Raw genomic sequence first — 21,757 nt, forward strand, 5'->3', positions numbered from 1 at the left:
AAGGATGGCCGCCATTTTCTTGTGACCTTCAGCACTGACACTTGCCCAACTTGACCCCGACGCCATGCACCGTCTGGATCAGGTCAGGGTAGCCGAGCGCGCGGACTTTCTGGCGGATGTTGCGGATGTGGCTGTCCACTGTGCGGCCGGAAAGGTAGGTGTTTTGCCCGTATACCAGCTCGATCAACTGCGTGCGGGAAAAAACCCTGTCCGGCGTTTTTGCCAGGATCGAAAGCACCGAAAATTCGATGCCGGTCAGTTGGACTTCCGCTCCGGCCAGTGTGCAGCGATGGGCCGTCTCGTCCAGTTCCAGATCCTGATGGACAGTGGCGGCACCCTTACCGGCATAGGTTGCGGATCGGGCAAGAATGGCCTTGATCCGCAGCACCAGTTCCCGTGGACTGAAAGGCTTGGTGACATAGTCGTCGCCGCCCAGTTGAAACCCCAGGATACGGTCGATCTCTTCATCGCGGGCGGTCAGGAACAGGACCGGAGCGTTTGAGGTTCTGCGCAGCGCCTTGCAGGTTTCCAGCCCGTCCATATCGGGCATGCCGATATCCAGAACGACCAGATCGGCAGCGGTCTCGGAAAACCGGTCCAACGCTTCCAGGCCAGTCGCGGCCTCGGAAATCCGAAACCCGGAATCCTCCAAGGCAAATCGCACGACATCGCGAATACGGGCATCGTCATCTACGATCAGAATGTGGTTCGCCATAATCGTCTGCCAGTAAATGCCCTGTATGATGACGATCACAGATCACAATGCGGTCTGCCCGGTCAAGTGGGCCCTTGGGGGGACCGCAGCCCCGGGATTTGCGCCAGGTGATTTCGCCATCCAGCCACCAAGCATCGGTGTGCAGCTTGTACGGAACCTTGTTCACGCCGCTTTCCTCCGCATCCGTGTTAAACGCAACGCCCCCAGCGCCAACAGGGTCAGGATACCAAACAGGGTTTGCGGCTCGGGGGTCGAGGATCCGCTGAAGCCCTGATTGGGATAGGCCCCGACCCCGACACCGGCCACCTGATGCAAGGGCACCGAGGTGCGTTTCGTCGGCACGTCGCCGTCGTTCACAACCGCTTTGGAAACCGCGACGAACGAGGTGTACCGGGTTTGCAGGCTGAAGCGCAGCCCGAGATCGGTGATCTTTTCCCGAAGCTGATCCTCCTCGCCGTCCTGAACGGCCATGGCGCGATCCAGATCCGAAATTCTGGAACGCGCCCAGATCAGCGGGATCGACGCTCCTTTGTCCTGATCGGTTTCAGGCGCGGGCGTCGTCGGCAGGTTCACCGACAGGGGCATGTCGGCCGCGCGGCCCTGCACGTGGCCTTTGATCTGAATGTTCGCCGGTCCGCCTTGCTCGTAGCGCGCCAGAACGCGAACTGACCCACCTTCGAAAAGATCAGGGATACGCCGGGGCACGACGTCGGCAACCTGCAGGCCGCCCCAGTCCACCGCTATATCCGTGAGAACCGGAGATTTCAGATCCCGCGCCAGTGTCTCTGCCACGTCCGAGGCTACTTCGGTCGGGTCGACATAGCGCGCATAGCCGCGCCCTTCTTCTGCCATGGCGTCCAGCAAATACCGGTTCACCGCGGTGCCAACGCCAAAGGCATAGATGCGGGCATCGCCAATCTGCCGCCGGATTGTGCGCAGAACGCCGGCTTCGTTGCCGATATACCCGTCGCTGAGGAAGACAACGATGCGCAGCGTGTCTTTTGGCTGGCCGGTGGCGAAGGCGGTACGTATGGCGTTGTCGATCTCGGTCCCGCCCGACGCCTGCAAGTTGCGCACAAAACGCAACCCGTCCCTGACGTTCCCTCTGGTGGCGGGCATGGCAGTCGCCGAAAACTGGGTAGCGTCCGAAGAGAACCGGATCAGCCGAAAGTAATCCTGGTGCCCGAGCCCGTTCAGGGCCGCCGTCATGAAGTGTTTGACGGCATCCATGGGGGCGCCGCCCATAGAGCCCGACGTGTCGATTACGAAGACCAGCTCTCGGGCAGTGATCTGATCGGCATCGGGAACCTTTGGGGGCTCGATCATCAAAGACACAAAGCCGCCGCGGTCGTCGAAGTGAGACAGGACACCTGCCGATGTGGTCGGGCCGCCCAGTTCGTACCGCAGGATAACATCACGATTGTCGATGACCCGCCCGGCCCTGAACGACGCCTGAACCTCGTCACCCCGGCGTTCAACCTTCAGATCGTGGGTTGCGCTGGTCAGGCCGGAAACCGGCACGGCCGCCTGAAGGTTCGCGCTCAGCGAGACGCGATCATATCCAATCTCATCGGGAAGGTTCAGACCGATCACCGGGGGGTATTCCGGCAGATCGGCCAGTTGCCAGCCGTCAACGACCAGAGGAGTTTCTGAAACCGGTTCTTCATCGGCGTGGGCCGCCAACGTCACGTCTCTGTCTGCGTCGGGGGCGGGCTGCGCAGCCCCCTGATAGCGCGGCCCGACCACCAGCGGCAGCACCAGTTCATAGGATCCGTCGATCTTTGGAACCGCCTGAACATAGCTGAGGGTAACGGTTACCGGCTGCCCCGGCATCAGGTTAGCAATATTCTGCGTGAACATGTTGGGGCGGTGCTGAGTCAGCAGGGCCGCGGCTTTACCGTCTTGTTCCGCCTGCTTAAAGGTCTCTTCAGCCTTGGCCTTACGCTGTATCTGCGCCTGAACCACTTCGTCACCAACCTGCATCTGCATCGCGTAAACGGCCGCATGTTGGTTGAGAGGGAACAGGTATTCCGCCGACATCGGCGCGCTGGACGGGTTCGCAAAAACCTGGCGAACCTGAACCGTCGCTACATCACCCTGAATATTCACGGTCAGATCGGATTTGAGAAGCGGCAGTTCAACCTGTCCGGCCTCACCGGTTCCGATCACACGACCGGCAATGTCATCCGCTGTCCTGGCCTGAACGCCCGAGGTCCAAAGCCCGGGCAAAGTGAATAAGAAAATGCAAATAATCCTGCGTATCATACGTCTGTTCCCTTGATGGTTTGAATGTCGAGTGCTGTCAGCGCCGCCGCATCAAGTTCGCCGCGAAGCCGGGTGTCCAATGTCCATGGGGTGATCCGCTGCACGCTGCTCCAGGTGCCATCGGATCCGTTCATCCAGCGCCAGATCGTCTCTCCCACGCTGGGAGTAACCTGCCCGGACTGCGCCACGTAGCTGACGGCAACCATCCACTGATCCCCGTCCGGTCCGGTCGCCCGGTAATAGGCGCTGGGGACACCGTCATACCGGGTGCCCAGAAAGCGCACCTTATAGCCCAGTCCGCGCAAACAGATTTCGGGCGCGTGAAGGTGGCGCAATGGTGCGCGGGTGCTTACGACGTTCAGCCCCAATGGGCCGAACTGCGCTTTTTGCGCCTGTCCTCCAAACGCCTGAAAATAGGATGCCTCCATCGCGGTCAGAGGAACCTGTGTTGCCAGGAACCCGTTGATTTGCGCGGGCAGGTCCGGGGACGCCACAGTGCCCGACACATCCACCGGGTCTGCCTTCAGGCCAATGATAGCAAGGCTGCCTGCAAGACAGGCCATGCTGGTGGGCACCCCGATCTTTTTGGGATTTCCCGTTGCTTTGTTCCCGGGGCCGTCGTTGCAAGACCGATCCGCACTGCTTGGCCGGTAAAACAGCGCGAAGGGCAGCACGGTCAGACCAAGGGTCAGCAACCCGATCAGGGAATGCCAGGGCTCAGCCATGACATCCAGATTGTGCGCCAGACCAATGGCCAACAGCGAAATCCGCAGGCTGTTGTTGATGGTGGCACAGCCGATTACCGCAAGAAGCCCCAGACAGGCCACATACCAGCGGGGTCGCAGCACCGCGTTCTGCGTTACGACAAAGGCCAGCGACAACAACAGGCCGGACGCCCCGGAACAGGGCAGGTCCACCAGTATGTCGCGCGCCTGCAGAGTGATACGTACGCCATCGCAGGCCACGTCTGCAAACAGTGCTTTGAGCATCGCGCAGGAAAGGTCCGCCGACACCATCTGCAACGGAAACCCCATCGTACGCTGCAAAACCATCTCTGTCGGCAGCGAAAACAGGAACAGCACAGCCACCCAGAACGGAGACAGCGCAAATGGTCGGGAATTGAGCCGAAAGAGCCGCACCAGCGCGAAGACATCGACCGCAAGGGCCAAGGCGCTGAGAATGTTGATCGCCAGAACCTGCCCCAGCAGTCGGATCAGGGCGGCAAGAAACAGCAATGCCAGAACGCGGGGACGCGGTTCCGATGCGGCGAGGCGTCCGCTTAGCAGGCTGAGGCCGGCAAGGCCGAAGATCAGCGCCACAAAGACATAGCCGTAAGATCCGTAGGTCGGGCTAATCCAGCTTTGGACCAGCCAGCGCGCCGGCTGCGCGGCCAGAATGATCGAGGCCGCCGCCAACGCGAACCAGGCCAGTGACTGTGATGTCAGGTATCTCATGCCGCCTATTCTGGCGGGCAATTGCGCACTTACCCTGCGCGAGTTGTGCAGATTTTGATCAGAACATGCGGTCTAGAATGTGGTGGCGCAGTATCGGGATCGTTCCGATTGGAAGGCCGCGCTGATCAGGCGATGCACCTAAACCCATCCATAGACCGCAGCGCCGTTCACGGGGTCGGGAGTTCATGTTCCTTCACGATGAACGCGGATGAGCGTGTGTGATCGACGAAATTGGCCTCGTCCTGCAAAAGCGCGGCGCTTAGTTCTTGCACCTCCGTCGTGACCATCGCATCGATCAGGTCGGCTTCTGAAGAAAACCAGACCTCTGCCACGCCATCGAATTCGGGCTGCATATTTCTGGATTCCCGCATCGCGTCATTCAGCGGGCTGTCCAGTGTATGACTTTGCACATACCGTTTGGACCGCATGATGGCCGCGTTTTTCTGGAAGAAAGGGCCGTGTTTGTTCAGCCAGTAATCCTGAAATTCAGCACGGCTGATGTCGGGGCGACGGCGCAGACACATGATCAGTTTAATCATCGGAGGTTTCGCTTATCAGGGATCGGATGCGGATAGTATTATCTGAATTTCCGACCGGGCCAAATCGATGCCGGTCCGGTCTATTGTGAGTGTTCGGTCATGAAACCCACGACACGGTTCATGAGGTCCATGAATTCCATGTCTTTGCCCGGCGTCATCACCTCCAGTTGGCTTCGGTCACGCATAAATTCCGTCGGGGCGACTTCACCTTCGGAAACGGCAAGCAGGTCCGAATAGCCGGTGGAAAAAACGACATCCGGGTTGGGGCAGGGCGCGTAAGTCATCCTGGCCTGCCCGTCGTGCACACAAAGATGCATGTGTTCGCCATCTACGATGAAATCCGCATCGAAACTCATCTCGGGTCCGGCAACGCGCCGGGCTGCCGCGCCGAGTGTGGTGGCCACCGTTCTCAGGTTGCCAGGAGTGACCAAGTCCTGTTCCGGGGCGAAGCGCGCGCCGAACATCGCCAGATCAAGCAGGATGTCGGACGTCAGCTCACCCAACTCGGACAATTCATAAACCGATGCGCCATGTGCGCTCGCTGATTTGACGACCAGACCATCGTCTACAAGTTTCACCAGTCTTTCGGTCAGCAGGTTTGCGGCGATGCCGGTCAGCCCGCGTTGCAGATCCGAGAATCTGGCCGGACCGGCATGCAGGTCCCGAAGGATCAGCAACGTCCAGCGATCGCCGATCCGATCAAGCGCGCGGGCGATGGGGCACAGCAATTTGTAGGACCGGGATCTGGCCATTCGAACCTCACGATTTTGTTACTTTAAAAAATAAAGTGAACACTTTATTTAGTAAAGCGACACTGAATGAGGAGCATCCTGATGTCAACTTATCCAAAGATACTCGTGACCAGCGCGGCCGGGAAAACCGGTCTTCCGGTAACGCTCCAATTGCTGAAAAAGGGGTTTCCGGTCCGTGCCTTTGTACGGCGTCGGGATGCGCGCGCAGACCGGCTGGAAGCGGCCGGTGCCGAGGTCTTTGCGGGCAATCAATATTCCCTGACCGACATGCGACGGGCCATGTCGGGTATCCAGCGCGCTTATCAATGCGCGCCGACCGCTCCGAACGGCCTGCATTTCAACGCGGTCTTCACCGCCGCAGCCCATGAAGCGCGTATTGAGCATGTGGTGACGCTGGGCCAGTGGTTGTCGGCGGTTGATCACCCTTCGCTGTTCACCCGCGAAGTCTATTTGTCCGATATTTTGATCCGCATGCCCGCGCATATGACGGTGACCTCAGTAATCCCCGGTTGGTTCGCGGACAACTACCTGATGGTGCTAGACAACGCGGCCCATCTTGGCCTGTTCACGATGCCACTGGGACCCGGTGACCAAAAGAAAAACGCGCCACCCTCCAATGAAGATATTGCCAGAGTGGTTGTCGCCGCATTGGTCGATCCGGCGGCCCACGCGGGCGAGACCTATCGCCCGACCGGCCCGGAACTTCTGTCGCCCAACGACATTGCTGCCGCCATGGGCCGGGCACTTGGGCGCAGGGTCAGGTATATCGACATCTCCGAGAGGTTAATGACCAAAGCGCTGCGTGCGCACCCTCCATCTAACTATTCCGAAGCAGCCGTTTCTCAGTTGGCAATCTATGCGGAAGAGTACCGTAGGGGTGCCTTTGCCGTGAATGCGCCGACAGATCACGTCGAACGGGTGGGCGGGCGGCCCCCGGAAAGGTTCGAAAGCATCGTACGCCGCGCGGTTGCCGGGCGGCCGGACCTGCGCGCCGGATTGTCCGGGCGCATCAAGGCGCTGGCCGGCTTTGCGAAGGTCTTGCTGACGCCCGCGCTTGATCTGAACAAGGTCCAGTCGGTCAGAGATTATGTGCAGATCGAAAGCCCGATGTTTGCGCAGGAAACGCAAGAGTGGCTGAAAACGCATGACCCGCACCAAAACACACCCAACGAAACACGGGCAGCCTGACTGCCTGATATCCGTCACAACGCAAGGAGCAATACCATGTCAAATTCCGAAGTTTTATTTGCGCGCAACCGCGCATTCGCGGATCGTTTTGCGGCCTCGGACCTGCCGATCGTGCCCAAACTGCGGACCGTGATCGTGACCTGCGTTGATGCGCGTGTCGATCCGGCCCATGTCCTTGGACTGGACCTGGGAGATGCCGTCGTCATCCGAAACAACGGCGGCAGGGTTACCGAATCCGTAGTCCAAGAGATCGCCACGCTGGCCTTCATGGTTGGTAAAATGGACGGCGAAACACCCGGACCGTTCGAAGTGATCGTTGTCCATCACACGCAATGCGGCGCGGAACGGTTTGCCAATCCCGGATTTCAAAAGGCCGTCAGGGACGGGATCGGGGTCGATGTCTCGGGGCCGGCAATTTCGAGCCACGAAGAAAGCTTGCTGGACGACGTCGCGCGGTTGCGCAGCGCAAAGAACTTGCCGGGTCACATCCTTGTATCGGGCGCTCTTTACGACGTTAAAACCGGAACACTCGAAGAAGTCGCTGCACCTCAAAAGCTGAGATAGACAGCTATTGCGCCGCCTACTTTCCCAATGAGGGCTGAAGGTGGCGCAAAACGGTCCAGGTCTACCGTCGGCCAGTTTGCCCGCACCGTTTTCGGCAATGCCCAATGGTGCTTGCCTGGGCCTCGGTATGAGCAAGTCGTCAGAAATCGACACGCCCGTGTCGCAAATTCCAAGAAGATGTGCGCACTGACCTACGGTCCTGCATCGCAAATTTTGGTTTCTTCCGCAGATCATCACGGTTCTGGATCATTCCAACGGAGGAGACCTACATGTCCGCAAATGAAGACAACATACGACAGCCGGGCCTGTTTTTGGCGCTTGTGCCAATAGTGCTGACGCTGTTCGTTCTTGGCCTGCAGCTATTCTATTTCGGTGACTTTACCCCGCATATTCCGCTGGCATTCGGAATCGCGATAACCGGCATCGTTGGCTTAATGCTCGGCCACAAATGGCCCAGTATCGAAGAAGGCGTTTTCCACGTTATCAACATCTCGCTGCCGTCTGTTTCGATCCTGATCACGGTCGGCATGATCATCGGCGTTTGGATTGCCAGCGGCACGGTTCCCACGCTGATCTATTACGGGCTCAAGATCCTGTCGCCCGAGCTTTTCCTTGCCGCAGGAATGGTGCTGTGTTCGATCGTCTCGGTCTCACTGGGCACCTCGTGGGGTACTACTGGTACGGTGGGTCTGGCCCTGATGGGGATTGGTGCGGGATTTGGTATTCCGATGTACTGGACGGCAGGGGCCGTGGTATCCGGCGCGTTTTTCGGCGACAAGATTTCGCCGTTGTCTGACACGACGAACCTCGCACCTGCGGTGACCGGGACCAACCTGTTCGATCACATACGCAACATGCTGCCGACAACGGTTCCATCCATGCTGATCGCGCTGGTGATCTATTTTGTCGTAGGCTTTACTCTGATCGATACGTCTCAGGTATCCTTTGACCGTATCCACGCCATCACGACCGCGCTGGATGATGCCTTCTGGATCTCGCCGATCATGCTGTTGCCGGCTGTTCTGGTCATTGTGCTGGCGGTCATGAAACAACCGCCGATCCCGTCGCTGTTTGCGGGTGCCGTTCTGGGGGGGATCATGGCCATTCTGTGCCAGGGCGCGGGCCTTCACGAAACCTTCACCTTTGCCAACAGCGGGTATTCGATTGACACCGGTGTGCCCGAGATCGACCCGCTGCTGAACCGGGGCGGCATTCAGTCGATGATGTGGACGATCTCTCTGGTTCTGCTGGCCCTGGGGTTCGGTGGCGCGCTGGAGCGTGTGGGCTGCCTGCAGGCGATCATCAAGGTCGTCATCTCGAAGGTGAAAACGTTTGCCGGCATCCAGACCTCGGCCATTTTGACCTCGGTTGCGACAAACACCGTTGCCGGCGACCCATACCTGTCCATCGCTCTGCCGGGGCGTATGTACGCGCCGGTGTATCGTGCCATGGGATATTCGCCGCTGAACCTGTCGCGCGCGGTCGAGGAAGGCGGAACGCTGGTGTCCCCCCTGATCCCCTGGAACGCGGGCGGTGCCTTTGTGATCACGGCGCTGGGGCTGGGCATTGCGGATGGCAACTTTGAAAACCTGCTGTACATCCCGCTGGCCTTCGCTTGCTGGCTGTCACCGGTTATCGGTATCTTTTACGCCATGACAGGTCTCTTTTCTCCGAAGGCGAGCGAAGAGGAGGTCCGCCTGTGGGAGGCTAGCGGAGAGCCTGTTGCTCAGTTGAACGCCTGACAAACCTGCACCAACACCTGCGGGTGTTGGTGCCTTTCATCCATCTTGGTGCATACTGGGAGGCGAAGGAAATGAACCCGAGGAACTTTATCCCCAAAGGGGCGGCCAGCTTTCGCATTGATTACGACGGGGCGGCGAAAGAGATCTTTTTCCTGCTTTTGCCGAAACTGACCATGCTTGCCTTCAGCGCCGCGGTCGAGCCGCTCAGGATCGCCAATCAGGTCACCAACAAGGAACTCTACAAGTGGTTCCTGATCACCGAGGACGGAAACTCCGTTCTGTGTTCCAACGGTATCCAGATCACGCCTGATTTTCCCCTGCAAAACCTGCCGCGAACGTCCCGGATGTTCGTCTGCTCGGGGATCGAGCCTGCGGAAAGCACCAATGCCAAGGTTCTGTCGTGGATCAGCCGCCAAAGGGCGTTTGGCTGCAAGCTGGGCGGGATTTGCACCGGCGCATTCGCGCTTGCGAAGGCAGGGGCACTGTCCGGAAAGAAATTCACGCTGCATTGGGAAAACCACCCCGCCTTTGTCGAACATTTCGACGGGCTGGAGCCGTCAGCGAACCTGTACGAGATAGACAATGACTTGATGACCTGCGGCGGTGGCAATGCGGCCACCGACATGATGCTGGACATGATTGAATCCGACTTTGGCAAAGACCTTGCAATCATTGTCTCGGACATGTGCATCCATTTCCGGTCGAACAACAGAAAAACGCTTCAAAAGTCCGCCCTGTCTGTGGCGCTGGGCAGTCGGAACCAATACCTGATCAACGCGATCCAGATCATGCACGAACATCTGGAGGATCCGCTGGAAATCTCGGATATTGCCGACACCGTAAGCATTTCCCGCCGTCAGCTGGAACGGTTATTTCAGAAATATGTCGAGGTTTCTCCGGTCCAATTTTACATCGAGCTGCGGGTTGAGAGGGCCTATGCGCTGCTCAGCGAAACAGAGCTGACCGTTGCTGAAATCGCGGCCGCCACCGGATTTGGCAGCGCAACGCAGCTTACGACGCGCTTCAAGAAACGATATGGCGAGTCGCCCACGTCCTTCAGACGAGGGTGGTCCGAGAAAAACGGCTAGACCAGCCTTGGCGGCAGGTGCACTCCCGAACCCCGGTACATGCGCAAAATTCGCGCTGCTTCCGGCCGGTGAAGTCTGCCTACCGATACCCGTGCGCTAACAAATACGCCTCAGGAACCTCAGTTAAACGTCTGAGCAGGCGCCCAAAAAGGTCGCCTGCGTTAAGCCATGTAGGGTGCCTTACAATCGTATGCGGAATGCGGCAAACCCGTCGGCACCTTCCCCTGCGTCTTCAATGGAGACGCCTTTGACGTCCTGCATATAGTCGCGGGCTTTGGGTCCGGTTTCGAACAGAACGGTTGTGTCACCCAGCGGCGCAAAGGACCAGTTCGCATCTGCCTTGGGATCAATCGTCCCCTGTTCGACAATATAGCGAACGATCACGTCGCGATTGGTATCAGGCGCTTCAAATACCACCGTGTCGCCCAATGCGCCGGGGAAAGTCCCGCCACCCGACGCGCGGTAGTTGTTGGTCGCGATGATGAACTCCATGTCGTCGGTGACCGGAGCGCCGTCGAACTCAAGATTGACGATCCTTGCCGCATCAGGGTTCGCTTCCTCGCCGTCCGGGCCGAAGCGTGAAGGCTGGGACAGGTCGATCTGATAGGTCACCCCGTCCATGACGTCGAAATTGTAGGATGGGAAGGACGGGTTCAGCAAAACGGCATCTTGAGACCCGGCTTCGATCTGATTGAACATGCCGGCGGACCGTTCAAGCCATCCCCGCACCTGAGCGCCGTTTACCCGCACCGCGCGGACCGTGTTCGGGTACAGGTACAGGTCGGCCACGTTCTTGATGGCAACGTCCCCCACCGGAACATCGGTGTAATAGTCCGGACCGCCGCGACCGCCCGCCTTGAACGGCGCTGCCGCCGACAAGATCGGAAGGCCCTCATGCTCGGTGCCTTTCATCATTTCCTCGACATACCATTTCTGCGCAATCGAAACGATCTGCACCGACGGGTCATCGGCGACAAGGGCGAAGTAACTGTGCAGCGGGGCCGACGTCTTTCCAACCGCGCGGCGCACATAGGCCAGGGTTTCGTCATGATCCGTGGCTACCGAATCCAGAACCTTCTGGTCGTCTGCGACCAGCGCCGTGATCGAACGGTCTTCGTTTCGCTTTGAAATTGGACGCGCCTCGGACGTGGTCGTGACGACACGCCATTCGTTCCCGTCCCGTTCAAGCAACAGGTCCAGCAGGCCCAGATGCGACCCCCAGAACCCACCCATCACAGCGGGTTTGCCCAGCAAGGTGCCTTTTTCCACGTCGATACCCGGTTGATCGGCAAAGGTCGGGGACGGGAACACAAGGTGATTGTGACCGGTCACCAGCGCGTCAATCCCGTCAACGCCGGCCAAAACAACCGACGCGTTTTCCATCCCGTCCTCGTGATCTGCGGCACCAATTCCCGAATGCGACAGGGCGATGATCAGATCGCAGCCCTGTTCTTTCATTTCGGGGACGTAAGCCTGTGCCGTTTCAACGATGTCGCGGGCCTGAACATTGCCTTCCAGATGCTTACGGTCCCAGTTCATGATCTGCGGCGGGGTGAAGCCGATGACGCCGATCTTGATCGGGTGTTTGGTGCCGTCACCCATTTCGATGTCGCGCTCAAGAATGGTGTAGGGCTGGACCAGCGTCTTGTCATCGCGCGGGGTGGCTCCGGTTTCTTTCGCGACATTGGCCAGCACCAGGGGGAAATCTGCCCCGGCCAGCGCCTTCTCAAGAAAACCCAGGCCATAGTTAAACTCATGGTTGCCAAGCGTGGCGGCGTCATAGCCGATGGTATTGAAGGCAGTGATGATCGGGTGGCTGTCGCCGTCCTTCATGCCACGCTCATACGCAATGTAGTCACCCATCGGGTTGCCCTGCAAAAAGTCGCCATTGTCGACAAGCAGGGAATTGGTTGCCTCGGCGCGGATCTCGTTGATGATCGACGCTGTGCGCGACAGGCCGACAGTATCGCGCGGTTTGTCTGCGTAATAGTCGTAAGGGAACACGTGAACATGGATGTCAGTAGTCTCCATGATCCTCAGATGCGCCTGATTGTCGGCTGCCGCCGCGGAAAACGGGTGCAGGACAACAGCAGCGGCGCCGGCCGTCGTGGTGGCAAGGAAATGGCGACGAGAAAGCTTTATTCGGTTGGAGGGCAGCATGGGACACCTTTCGATTTATTGATCAACGCGTCTTTTGAATGCTGGTCGCAACAAGAGTATGACTCCGATTGCTGTCGCATCTTCTGCGTCGATCCGGGGTGGGCTTCTCAATCACTGTGCCCCGAATTGACGGTGCCAGTAAAGCGTGATGCTCAGATCGGATAAATCTGTGAATTGGCAAAGGATTGCGGACCTGGTCGGACATCAATTTCCAACCTCTGCGGCGACTCTTTGCCTATTGCAGAACAGAAGTGCCGCGTAACGGCATGCCGGGCCTGTCAGGTGCTGCCGGGGTCCGACATGAAAGGGCGCAGGCTTTCGCTGAACAACTCAATGAACTCCAGTGTCACCAGCGACGGTTGTTTCAGAACCGGCCTGACCAGCGACAGGGTATGAGGCAGCGCAGGCGTGAACGGCCGGTAGATCAGCCCCTGTTCGGTGAACTGGACGGCGTCCAACTCGCTCACGACCGAGACACCGGCCCCCTTCAGAGACAGTTCACATGCCGCAGTGAACTGGCGCACTTCAATATGAGAATTCAGTGCCACTTTTGCATTTTGAAACACCCGGGACAGCCGCCCGAAAAAATCGCTGTCGCGCCTGGTGTGAATGATCTTTTCGCCTGCAAGGTCCGCTGGCGTGATCTCGGCCTTGTCTTCCAGATGGTGGCCTGCGGGGAACACGCACACCGTCCGGACGTCCACATTTCTGCTTTCCACAGCGGGGTGGCCGTTGAAGCCGTCGGTGATCCCGAAATCATACTGCTCGCCCATCATCCATTCCAGGATGCGTTCGGGCCGGTCTGGTTCGATCGTCATAGTGACGCCGGGGCGTTCCTTTAGAAAATCGGCGATAACACTGGGCAGATGGCTGGTCGCAAATCCCGGCAGGCAGGCAACGCGGATATGACCCGCCTTTCGTTGAGTGATGTCCTGGCTGGTGTCGGAAATCTGCTTCATAAGCTCCAGTACACGTTCGACACTGGGTTGCAGATACCGGACCTCCTGGGTCGGGACCAATCGTCCCTCGCGACGATCGAAAAGCTGAAACCCAAGTGATTTCTCAAGATCGGAAAGAAGCCGGCTGACCGCGGGTTGGCTGACGCCAAGATCGGTCGCCGCAGCGGTGACCGAACCATTCGTGGTAACGGCCATCAGGGCTTCAAGCTGTCTGATCCTCAGGGTTTGACTCATTGCCAATCCAGTCCGCTTTCAGTCCGGTAAATGATATAACACCATGTTATGTTTTTGATCAATAAACAGGTCTTGAATTATATTCTGTTGGCGGTAACGTCGTAACGTAATCAAGCGCACCGTATGCGTCATGCGTGCGATGCTAACAAAGCATCAATTTTGATGCGTGGGAGGAACCATGAAAAAGCAATTACTCGGCGCGCTCGCCGTTTCGACCATCTTGTCCCCTGTGGCGGCAATGGCGCAAACCGAAGTTCAGTTCTGGCACGCTTTTACCGGGCGTCTGGGTGAGCTTGTGAAGGCCCAGGTCGAAGAGTTCAACGCAAGTCAGGATGAATTTGTCGTGGTTGAAAGCCACAAGGGTAACTATTCTGAAACGCTGAACGCCGGGATTGCGGCATTCCGGGCGGGCGAACAGCCCCATATCCTGATGGTGTTTGAGGTCGGTACCGCGACGATGATGTCGGCCAAGGGCGCAATCAAGCCGGTTTACGAAGTAATGGGCGAAAGTGGCGCTTCTTTCGATCCGGATGCCTATATCGGGTCGGTCAAAGGGTATTATACGACTCCCGAAGGGGAAATGCTCTCGCTTCCATTCAACTCCTCAACGCCGGTGTTGTGGGTCAACCGCGACGCCATGACGGCGGCGGGTGTCGATCCCGACACGGATCTTTCGACATGGGAGAAAGTGGGTGACGTGCTGGAGCAGCTAAAGGCAGGCGGGGAAGACTGTCCGCTGGTCACCGCATGGCAGAGCTGGATCCACCTTGAGAACTTCTCGGCCTATCACGACGTTCCCTTTGCGTCGCAGGACAACGGCTTTGGCGGCCTGGATACCGAGCTGATGCTGAACGGTCCGGCGCAGGTTGCGCATCTGAGCGCTATGGGTGACTGGGCCAAGGATGGCAAGTTCATCTATACCGGCCGCAGAAATGAGGGCGGCGCGAACTTCAGGGCAGGGGAATGCGCTCTGTTCACCGAAAGTTCGGCGGGTTACGCGGGCATCAGTTCCGAGGCCGAGTTCGAGTTTGACGTACGTCCGCTGCCTTATTGGGAGGCCGTCGTCAGTGAGCCGCAGAACACCATCATCGGCGGTGCCTCTCTCTGGGTCATGGAAGGGCACGATCCCGAGGCTTATAAAGGCGTCGGCGAATTCCTGAGCTTCCTGTCCTCGTCGCCTGTTCAGGCGTCGTGGCACCAGAATACCGGATACCTTCCGATCACGTCCGAAGCCGGAGAGGCCACACGTGCCGCGGGCTTTTACGACGAAAACCCGGGCACCGACATCGCCGTCATTCAGATGACCGCGAAGGAGCCGACCGCAAACTCGAAAGGTCTGCGCCTGGGGTCGTTCGACCAGATCCGCGGCATCATCGACGAAGAGCTTGAGGCCGTCTGGGCGGGCGAAAAAACCGCTCAGGAAGCGATGGACAGCGCCAAGGAGCGCGGGGATGCGCTGCTGCGTCGGTTTGAATCCGCAAACCAGTAAATCTTGAAACCGGTGCGGGCCCCCACGGGCCCGCATTTACTTTTGCGACTGGAACACCGGGATGGAAAAACGCGTCACCTTTCGCGGCTGGCTTTTGCCGCTTGCGCTGATCGCTCCGCAGGTCATCATTTCGGCTGTCTTCTTTTTTTATCCGGCTGGGCAGGCGGTGTGGCAGTCGCTGTTCATTCCCGATCCCTTTGGCCTGTCCTCGCAATTCGTGGGTCTGGGTAACTTCGAGTTTTTGCTGAGCGACAAGTTCTACCGCGCGTCTTTCGTGACAACGGCGGTGTTCTCGACGCTGGTGACGCTGTGTTCAATGATACCGGCGTTGTTTCTGGCCGTTATCGCAGACCGGTTGATCAAAGGCTCTGGCGTTTACCGAACCCTGCTGATCTGGCCCTACGCCGTTGCCCCGGCCGTGGCTGGTGTCCTGTGGCTGTTCATGTTCAACACCCGGGTTGGTGTCGTATCCTGGTATCTCGGACAACTGGGATATGACTGGAACCATGTCCTGAATGACGCCGAAGCCATGGGACTGGTTGTCGTCGCCTCGGCTTGGGGGCGGATCAGCTATAACTTCCTGTTCTTCTTCGCCGCCCTTCAATCTGTACCGAGATCCGTGATCGAGGCCGCCGCCATCGACGGGGCGCGATTCTGGCGCCGGTTCTTCACCATTGTGTTGCCGCTGTTGTCGCCGACCGCGTTCTTCCTGCTGGTCGTAAACGTGGTCTATGCCTTTTTCGAAACCTTTGGCGTGATCCACACGATCACCGGCGGCGGGCCGCAGCAAGCGACGACAATCCTTGTCTACAAGGTCTTCTCGGACGGGTTCGTTGGACAGGATCTGGGGTCGTCCTCGGCGCAGTCCGTGATCCTGCTGATCGTGGTTGGCCTGCTGACCGTCATTCAGTTCAAATACGTGGAAAAGAGGGTGCATTACTGATGGCTGCCCAACAACACGGAATGGTCGAAAAACGCGGCGCGGGCATCTGGCTGACCCACGCCTTCATGATCCTGGGCGTTCTGATCATCTTCTTTCCCATTTGGCTGGCCTTCGTCGCCTCGACCGTCACGCAAGCCGATATCGTCTCACCGCCCATGCCCGTCGTGCCGGGCGATCAGTTCTGGGTGAACTACAAGGCAGCGTTGTTTTCCGGCGTAAACGTGCCTGTGGCAACGATGCTGTTCAACAGCCTCGTGATGGCCATTGGCATTGCGGTCGGCAAAATCATCATTTCGCTTCTGTCGGCGTTTGCGATTGTCTATTTCCGGTTTCCCGGTCGCTCGACATTTTTCTGGCTGATTTTTCTAACCCTGATGCTGCCGGTCGAAGTCCGGATTGTCCCGACCTTCGAAGTGGTTGCCGGGTTTGGCATGCTCAACAGCTATTACGGGCTGATCTTCCCGCTGATCGCTTCGGCCACGGCAACTTTCCTGTTTCGTCAGTTCTTTCTGACGATCCCGGATGAACTGGCCGAGGCGGCTCGTGTAGACGGAGCCCGCCCGATGCGGTTCTTCATCGATATCGTGGTGCCGATGAGCCGGACTAACATCGCGGCGCTGTTCGTGATCCTGTTTATCTATGGATGGAACCAATACCTCTGGCCGCTTCTGATCACCACCGATCCTGAAATGAACACCATCGTGATGGGCATCAAACAGATGTTCCCGTCCGGTGATGACTTTGCGCATTGGCCAACGATCATGGCGACGTCCATTCTGGCGATGATCCCGCCTGTCATCGTGGTGGTTTCGATGCAAAAGCTCTTTGTCCGCGGCCTTGTCGATAGCGAGAAGTAAGAAATGGCAACTGTATCCCTTGAGAATGTCAAAAAAAGCTTTGGTCCGACGGACGTCATTCACGGGATCGATGTCGACATCGCCGATGGGGAATTTATCGTGATCGTCGGCCCGTCTGGCTGCGGAAAGTCCACCCTGCTGCGGATGGTGGCAGGGCTGGAAACGGTGACGGCTGGTGAAATCCGGATCGGCAATGACAGGGCAAACGAAAAGGAACCGATGGACCGCGATATCGCGATGGTGTTCCAGAACTATGCGCTCTATCCCCATATGTCTGTGCGTCAGAACATGGGGTACGGCCTGAAGATTGCGGGCCTGCCACGGGATCAGATCGACCAGAAGGTGACAGAGGCTGCAAGGCTCTTGCAACTTGAGCCGCTGCTGGATCGCAAGCCCAGACAATTGTCCGGCGGCCAACGTCAAAGGGTTGCGATGGGCCGCGCCATTGTCCGCGAACCTGCGGTATTTCTGTTTGATGAACCGCTTTCGAACCTGGACGCAAAGCTGCGCGTTCAAATGCGGCTGGAAATCCGCGAATTGCAGGAAAAACTGGGGATCACGTCGCTTTACGTGACGCACGATCAGGTCGAAGCGATGACGATGGCAGACCGGATGATCGTGATGAACGGCGGCGTCGCCGAACAGATCGGCACCCCGCTGGAAGTTTACGAAACGCCGAGAACCCTGTTTGCCGCCCAGTTCATCGGCAGCCCCGCGATGAATGTTTTTGAAGCACGGCGTGAGGGCGGGGTAATCCGGCTTGGGGACATCGAAGTTGAGCCATCGCAGGGTGCGGACATGCCGTTAATGCTGGGTGTTCGACCAGAGCATCTGGTGTCGGATGAAAACGGCCCGTTTGCGGTCGAGGTTCAGATGGCCGAGCCTTTGGGGGCAAACACGCTTCTGCACGGTCACCTTACCGGCGGTAGCCACGCAATCACCATCAGCCTGCCGGGTGTTCACCCCATCGAAGGCCGGCACCCGAACATGCGGTTCGCGATCTCTCCGGGGCACATGCACCTTTTCGACTCCGCGTCCGGAAACCGGCTGGAAGACCAATAGGGACAAGGTAGCCCGACGAGGTTCGGTTGTCCGGGTGGTTCGCTTGCAAGGCAGATGCCGAATTTCTGCGCTGAGGTGTTGTCCCAAAGGGAAAACTTCCAGCGAACCCGGAAAGTAAACAAAAACAAAGATATAAGTGATGGAGCTGTCAGCGTTAAGCTGACTTGAGGTACGAACCTCAAAAATCACTGGACTTGAGGTACGCACCTCAAATAGCCTTGGGGGTATGCCGCGATTCGCACATCCTCGATTTCTCGGCTCAAAAAAGGGAGGAATGGATGACTTACCTAAAACTGGCTTCGGCCAGCGCATTAGTCTTTGCCGCTACTACTCTTTCTACAACGGCAAAAGCCGAAGACCTGACATTGTGTTGGGCGGCATGGGACCCGGCGAACGCGCTCGTCGAACTTTCAAAGGAATTCGAGGCCGAGTCGGGCCACACAATGAACTTTGAATTCGTGCCGTGGCCGAATTTTGCGGACCGGATGCTGAACGAACTGAATTCAGGGGGAAAGCTCTGCGATCTTTTGATTGGAGACAGCCAGTGGATCGGCGGCGGTGCTGAAAACGGCCATTACGTCAAGCTGAATGACTTCTTCGATTCCGAAGGCATCAGTATGGATGATTTCGCCCCGGCCACGGTATACGCCTATTCGACCTGGCCGAAGGGCACGCCGAACTATTATGCGCTTCCGGCGATGGGGGATGCGAACGGGTGGTTCTATCGCAAGGACTGGTTCGAAAATCCCGAGATTCAGGCAGCGTACAAGGACGCGACAGGGCAGGACCTGAGAGAGCCTGAATCCCAGAAGGAACTTTTGCAGATCGCGCAATTCTTCCAGGGTCGTGAGATTGACGGCAAGACCGTCTATGGCGCGGCGATCTTTACCGAGCGCGGCTCGGAAGGGATCACCATGGGGGTGACCGGGGCGCTGTATCCGTGGGGGTTCAAATATGAGAACACGCCGGGCTCCTATGACATGGAAGGTGCCGTGAATTCGCCCGAAGCGGTGGAAGCGCTGGAGTTCTACAAGGAGTTCTACAAAACCGCGACACCGCCGGGTTACACCAACTCTTATATGGGTGAGAGCCTGGACGCCTTTAAATCGGGTCAGGTTGCCATGGCGATGAACTGGTTTGCGTTTTTCCCGGGCCTTTATGCCGATCCCAATACCGGTGGCGACAAGATCGACTTTTTCGTGAACCCGCCACAGAACGTCGCAGGTTCGACGCTGGGCGGTCAGGGTATTTCGGTGGTCAGTTATTCGGACAAGCAGGATGCGGCACTGGAATACATCAAGTGGTTCGCGCAGCCCGAAGTTCAGGCAAAGTGGTGGGAACTGGGTGGATACTCGGCGCATAACTCGGTGTTGCAGGACCCGGGCTTTGTAGAAAGCGCGCCGTTTGCCGGGGACTTCCTGCTGGCGATGAATGACGTCAAGGATTTCTGGCAGGAACCGGCTTATGCGGAACTGCTGCTGGCGATGCAAAAGCGTATCCACGACTATGTTGTCGCCGATCAGGGCACAGCGCAGGAAGCGCTTGATCTTCTGATCGAGGACTGGACCGAAGTCTTCGAGGACGAAGGCAAGCTGTAACCCGGAAACAGGGCAAGAGCGGGCTCTGCCCGCTCTGGCTTCGACCGTGAGTTCGCAACCGACAAGAACTGGCAAAGATATGTCTGACCGGACGATAGATCGCGTTGCGCAGGCAACGCCCGTGCGAGTTGCGCGAAAAATTCGGGGGCTGTCCGATCGCGCGATCGCCTGGATATTCATTTCGCCAACAATCTTCCTGTTGCTTGCAATCAATATCTTTCCGCTGATCTGGACCATCCAGCTGAGTTTCACCAACTACAAGGCCAACCGGATCGGGCGCGAGGTCAAGGATGTGGGGTTCCGGAATTACGAGCGCATCCTGACAGACTCCGATACCTGGCTGAACATGCAGGCCACGGCGCATTTCCTGTTCTGGACGATCTTTTTCCAGGTCCTGATCGGATTCACGCTGGCGTGGCTGATCAACAGGAAATTCAAAGGCAACGATCTGTGGACCACGATCATCGTACTGCCGATGATGCTGTCCCCGGCGGTTGTCGGAAATTTCTGGAAGTTCCTGTATCAACCGCAGATCGGGCTGTTCAACTATATCGTCTCATGGTTCACGGGTAAGGACCCGTCGAGCTTTGAGATGCTGGGTTCGGTTCAGCTGGCGCCATGGTCGATCGTGATCGTGGACACCTGGATGTGGACACCGTTCGTGATGCTGATCTGTCTGGCCGGACTGCGCAGCATCCCGGATTACATCTATGAAGCCGCCGAGATCGACCGGGCCAGCAAGATCCGGCAATTCTTCACCATTACGATTCCGATGGTGCTGCCGTTCCTGATGCTGGCGGTTCTTTTCCGGGGGATCGAAAACTTCAAGATGTTCGATCTGGTGGTGCAACTGACCGGCGGCGGACCCGGTTCAACAACTGAACTGACTTCGATCAATCTGAAACGCGAAGCCTTCGAGAAATGGCGAACCGGCTACGCGTCAGCCTATGCAATCATCCTTTTTGTCACCGTGTTCGGCCTTGCGTCGATCTACGTCAAAGCCCTGAACAAGGTGAAACAGAGATGAGCAGCTTTTCCGTCACCGAACCCACCAATCGGTCCAAGTGGATTGCCGGCATTCTGGTCATCTCTTACGCGCTGATCACCATGATCCCGTTGGTCTGGATTTTGCTGACAGGGTTCAAGTCGCCGGCGGATGCCATCAGCTATCCGCCCAAGGTCGTCTTTGATCCAACGCTGGAAGGTTACGTAAACCTGTTCACAACCAGAACCCGCCAGACGCAGGAGTTTCTGGAGGCCAACCCGCCGCAGAACTGGGCCGACGAAATCGTCCGGCAGTACGACATGGTGATTGTCGGCCCGTCCAAGTTTGGCGAACGATTCATGAATTCGGTGATCATCGGGTTCGGTTCGACGTTCCTGAGTATTTTCCTGGGCACATTGGCGGCTTATGCGTTCAGCCGGTTCAAAGTGCCCCTCAAGGATGACTTGCTGTTTTTCATCCTCAGCACGCGTATGATGCCGCCGGTGGCGGTGGCGATCCCGATCTTCCTGATGTTCAGGAACCTCGGCCTCAGCGACACGCATCTGGGAATGATCCTGCTTTATACCGGAGTGAATATCTCGCTGGCAGTGTGGCTTCTGAAGGGGTTCATCGACGAGATTCCGCGCGAATACGAAGAGGCGGCGCTTATCGACGGCTACACCCGGTTTCAGGCCTTCTACAAGGTGGTTCTGCCGCAGGCGGCCACGGGAATAGCGTCCACCGCGATCTTCTGCCTGATCTTCGCATGGAACGAATACGCCTTTGCCGTGCTGCTGACATCGGCGACTGCGCAGACGGCACCGCCGTTCATCCCAACTATCATCGGGATCGGCGGGCTTGACTGGCCTGCAGTGGCCGCCGGCGCGACGCTGTTCCTGATCCCGGTCATGATTTTCACCATCCTGATGCGCAAACATCTGTTGCGCGGGATCACATTTGGAGCGGTGCGCAAATGAGCGACTTTCTGACTGGCCTGATCCGATTTCGCCGTGGCCCATGGGAGATGATCGCAACCATCCTGATCGCGGTCGGGGTCTTTATGCTGATGCAACCGTTTGTCCTGTGGGCCTTTACGTATTCCTTCATTGTCACGCTGATCGGAACGGTCATGTTCATTATCGTCAGCCATTTCCCGGAGTAGA

Annotated in this window: 20 protein-coding genes; 13 read left to right on the forward strand and 7 right to left on the reverse strand. The window is 57.9% G+C overall.

The genetic code is table 11. From position 1 onward, the window contains the following. Positions 1 to 28: 28 nt before the first annotated feature. From ACR0D8_RS03195 to ACR0D8_RS03215, 5 genes are all read right to left on the reverse strand, one after another. A complete protein-coding gene (locus ACR0D8_RS03195) occupies positions 29 to 715 on the reverse strand; it encodes a response regulator transcription factor (RefSeq protein WP_480644569.1) in 687 nt (228 codons plus the stop codon). Between the two features lie 162 nt (positions 716 to 877). Further along, a complete protein-coding gene (locus tag ACR0D8_RS03200) occupies positions 878 to 2,980 on the reverse strand; it encodes a VIT and vWA domain-containing protein (protein ID WP_480644570.1) in 2,103 nt (700 codons plus the stop codon). Further along, a complete protein-coding gene (gene xrtT / locus ACR0D8_RS03205; RefSeq protein WP_480644571.1) occupies positions 2,977 to 4,434 on the reverse strand; it encodes an exosortase T in 1,458 nt (485 codons plus the stop codon). Before xrtT ends, ACR0D8_RS03200 begins: the two co-directional genes overlap by 4 nt. 167 nt (positions 4,435 to 4,601) lie before the next feature. Next, positions 4,602 to 4,973 (reverse strand): EthD domain-containing protein, encoded by a 372-nt coding sequence (locus ACR0D8_RS03210; RefSeq protein WP_480644572.1) that lies wholly within the window; start codon positions 4,971 to 4,973, stop codon positions 4,602 to 4,604. A gap of 80 nt (positions 4,974 to 5,053) precedes the next feature. Further along, complete coding sequence (locus ACR0D8_RS03215) at positions 5,054 to 5,725, reverse strand: winged helix-turn-helix transcriptional regulator (RefSeq protein ID WP_480644573.1); 672 nt, start codon at positions 5,723 to 5,725, stop codon at positions 5,054 to 5,056. Between the two features lie 81 nt (positions 5,726 to 5,806). Between ACR0D8_RS03215 and ACR0D8_RS03220 the strand changes: the two genes are divergently transcribed. The 4 genes from ACR0D8_RS03220 (at position 5,807) to ACR0D8_RS03235 (ending at position 10,307) form a co-directional block, all read left to right on the forward strand. Continuing rightward, positions 5,807 to 6,913, forward strand: coding sequence for an NmrA family NAD(P)-binding protein (locus ACR0D8_RS03220; RefSeq protein WP_480644574.1), 1,107 nt, complete (start codon positions 5,807 to 5,809; stop codon positions 6,911 to 6,913). Between the two features lie 36 nt (positions 6,914 to 6,949). Next, positions 6,950 to 7,477: a beta-class carbonic anhydrase gene (locus ACR0D8_RS03225; RefSeq protein ID WP_480644575.1), complete on the forward strand. Its 528-nt coding sequence runs from the start codon at positions 6,950 to 6,952 to the stop codon at positions 7,475 to 7,477. A gap of 269 nt (positions 7,478 to 7,746) precedes the next feature. Further along, positions 7,747 to 9,219: a Na+/H+ antiporter NhaC gene (gene nhaC, locus ACR0D8_RS03230; RefSeq protein ID WP_475159384.1), complete on the forward strand. Its 1,473-nt coding sequence runs from the start codon at positions 7,747 to 7,749 to the stop codon at positions 9,217 to 9,219. A 71-nt stretch (positions 9,220 to 9,290) separates the two neighbouring features. Beyond that, entirely contained in the window at positions 9,291 to 10,307 is a 1,017-nt protein-coding gene (locus ACR0D8_RS03235) for a GlxA family transcriptional regulator (protein WP_475159385.1), read from the forward strand. A gap of 180 nt (positions 10,308 to 10,487) precedes the next feature. On the opposite strand, the gene ACR0D8_RS03240 is transcribed toward ACR0D8_RS03235, so the two are convergent. Next, on the reverse strand, positions 10,488 to 12,467 hold the full coding sequence (locus tag ACR0D8_RS03240; protein WP_480644576.1) for a bifunctional 2',3'-cyclic-nucleotide 2'-phosphodiesterase/3'-nucleotidase: 1,980 nt from the start codon (positions 12,465 to 12,467) through the stop codon (positions 10,488 to 10,490). Here ACR0D8_RS03240 and ACR0D8_RS03245 point away from each other — a divergent pair. Then, on the forward strand, positions 12,348 to 12,632 hold the full coding sequence (locus tag ACR0D8_RS03245; RefSeq protein WP_480646414.1) for a hypothetical protein: 285 nt from the start codon (positions 12,348 to 12,350) through the stop codon (positions 12,630 to 12,632). The two genes, ACR0D8_RS03240 and ACR0D8_RS03245, sit on opposite strands and share 120 nt — an antisense overlap. Before the next feature lie 113 nt (positions 12,633 to 12,745). On the opposite strand, the gene ACR0D8_RS03250 is transcribed toward ACR0D8_RS03245, so the two are convergent. Continuing rightward, positions 12,746 to 13,660, reverse strand: coding sequence for a LysR substrate-binding domain-containing protein (locus ACR0D8_RS03250; RefSeq protein WP_480644577.1), 915 nt, complete (start codon positions 13,658 to 13,660; stop codon positions 12,746 to 12,748). A gap of 178 nt (positions 13,661 to 13,838) precedes the next feature. Between ACR0D8_RS03250 and ugpB the strand changes: the two genes are divergently transcribed. From ugpB to ACR0D8_RS03290, 8 genes are all read left to right on the forward strand, one after another. Beyond that, entirely contained in the window at positions 13,839 to 15,149 is a 1,311-nt protein-coding gene (ugpB, locus tag ACR0D8_RS03255; RefSeq protein ID WP_480644579.1) for a sn-glycerol-3-phosphate ABC transporter substrate-binding protein UgpB, read from the forward strand. 61 nt (positions 15,150 to 15,210) lie between these two features. Continuing rightward, on the forward strand, positions 15,211 to 16,092 hold the full coding sequence (ugpA, locus tag ACR0D8_RS03260; RefSeq protein ID WP_475159392.1) for a sn-glycerol-3-phosphate ABC transporter permease UgpA: 882 nt from the start codon (positions 15,211 to 15,213) through the stop codon (positions 16,090 to 16,092). A gap of 20 nt (positions 16,093 to 16,112) precedes the next feature. Beyond that, positions 16,113 to 16,949, forward strand: a complete 837-nt coding sequence (gene ugpE / locus ACR0D8_RS03265; protein WP_475163400.1) for a sn-glycerol-3-phosphate ABC transporter permease UgpE — start codon at positions 16,113 to 16,115, stop codon at positions 16,947 to 16,949. A 3-nt stretch (positions 16,950 to 16,952) separates the two neighbouring features. Beyond that, entirely contained in the window at positions 16,953 to 18,011 is a 1,059-nt protein-coding gene (ugpC, locus tag ACR0D8_RS03270) for a sn-glycerol-3-phosphate ABC transporter ATP-binding protein UgpC (protein WP_480644581.1), read from the forward strand. Positions 18,012 to 18,289: 278 nt separating this feature from the next. Then, positions 18,290 to 19,609: an ABC transporter substrate-binding protein gene (locus tag ACR0D8_RS03275; RefSeq protein ID WP_480644583.1), complete on the forward strand. Its 1,320-nt coding sequence runs from the start codon at positions 18,290 to 18,292 to the stop codon at positions 19,607 to 19,609. A 79-nt stretch (positions 19,610 to 19,688) separates the two neighbouring features. Further along, entirely contained in the window at positions 19,689 to 20,636 is a 948-nt protein-coding gene (locus ACR0D8_RS03280) for a carbohydrate ABC transporter permease (protein ID WP_480644585.1), read from the forward strand. After that, positions 20,633 to 21,571: a carbohydrate ABC transporter permease gene (locus ACR0D8_RS03285; protein ID WP_475159398.1), complete on the forward strand. Its 939-nt coding sequence runs from the start codon at positions 20,633 to 20,635 to the stop codon at positions 21,569 to 21,571. Before ACR0D8_RS03280 ends, ACR0D8_RS03285 begins: the two co-directional genes overlap by 4 nt. Continuing rightward, positions 21,568 to 21,756: a hypothetical protein gene (locus ACR0D8_RS03290; protein WP_475159399.1), complete on the forward strand. Its 189-nt coding sequence runs from the start codon at positions 21,568 to 21,570 to the stop codon at positions 21,754 to 21,756. Before ACR0D8_RS03285 ends, ACR0D8_RS03290 begins: the two co-directional genes overlap by 4 nt. Position 21,757 lies beyond the last annotated feature (1 nt).

The organism is Ruegeria sp. BG10 (genome assembly GCF_056538575.1).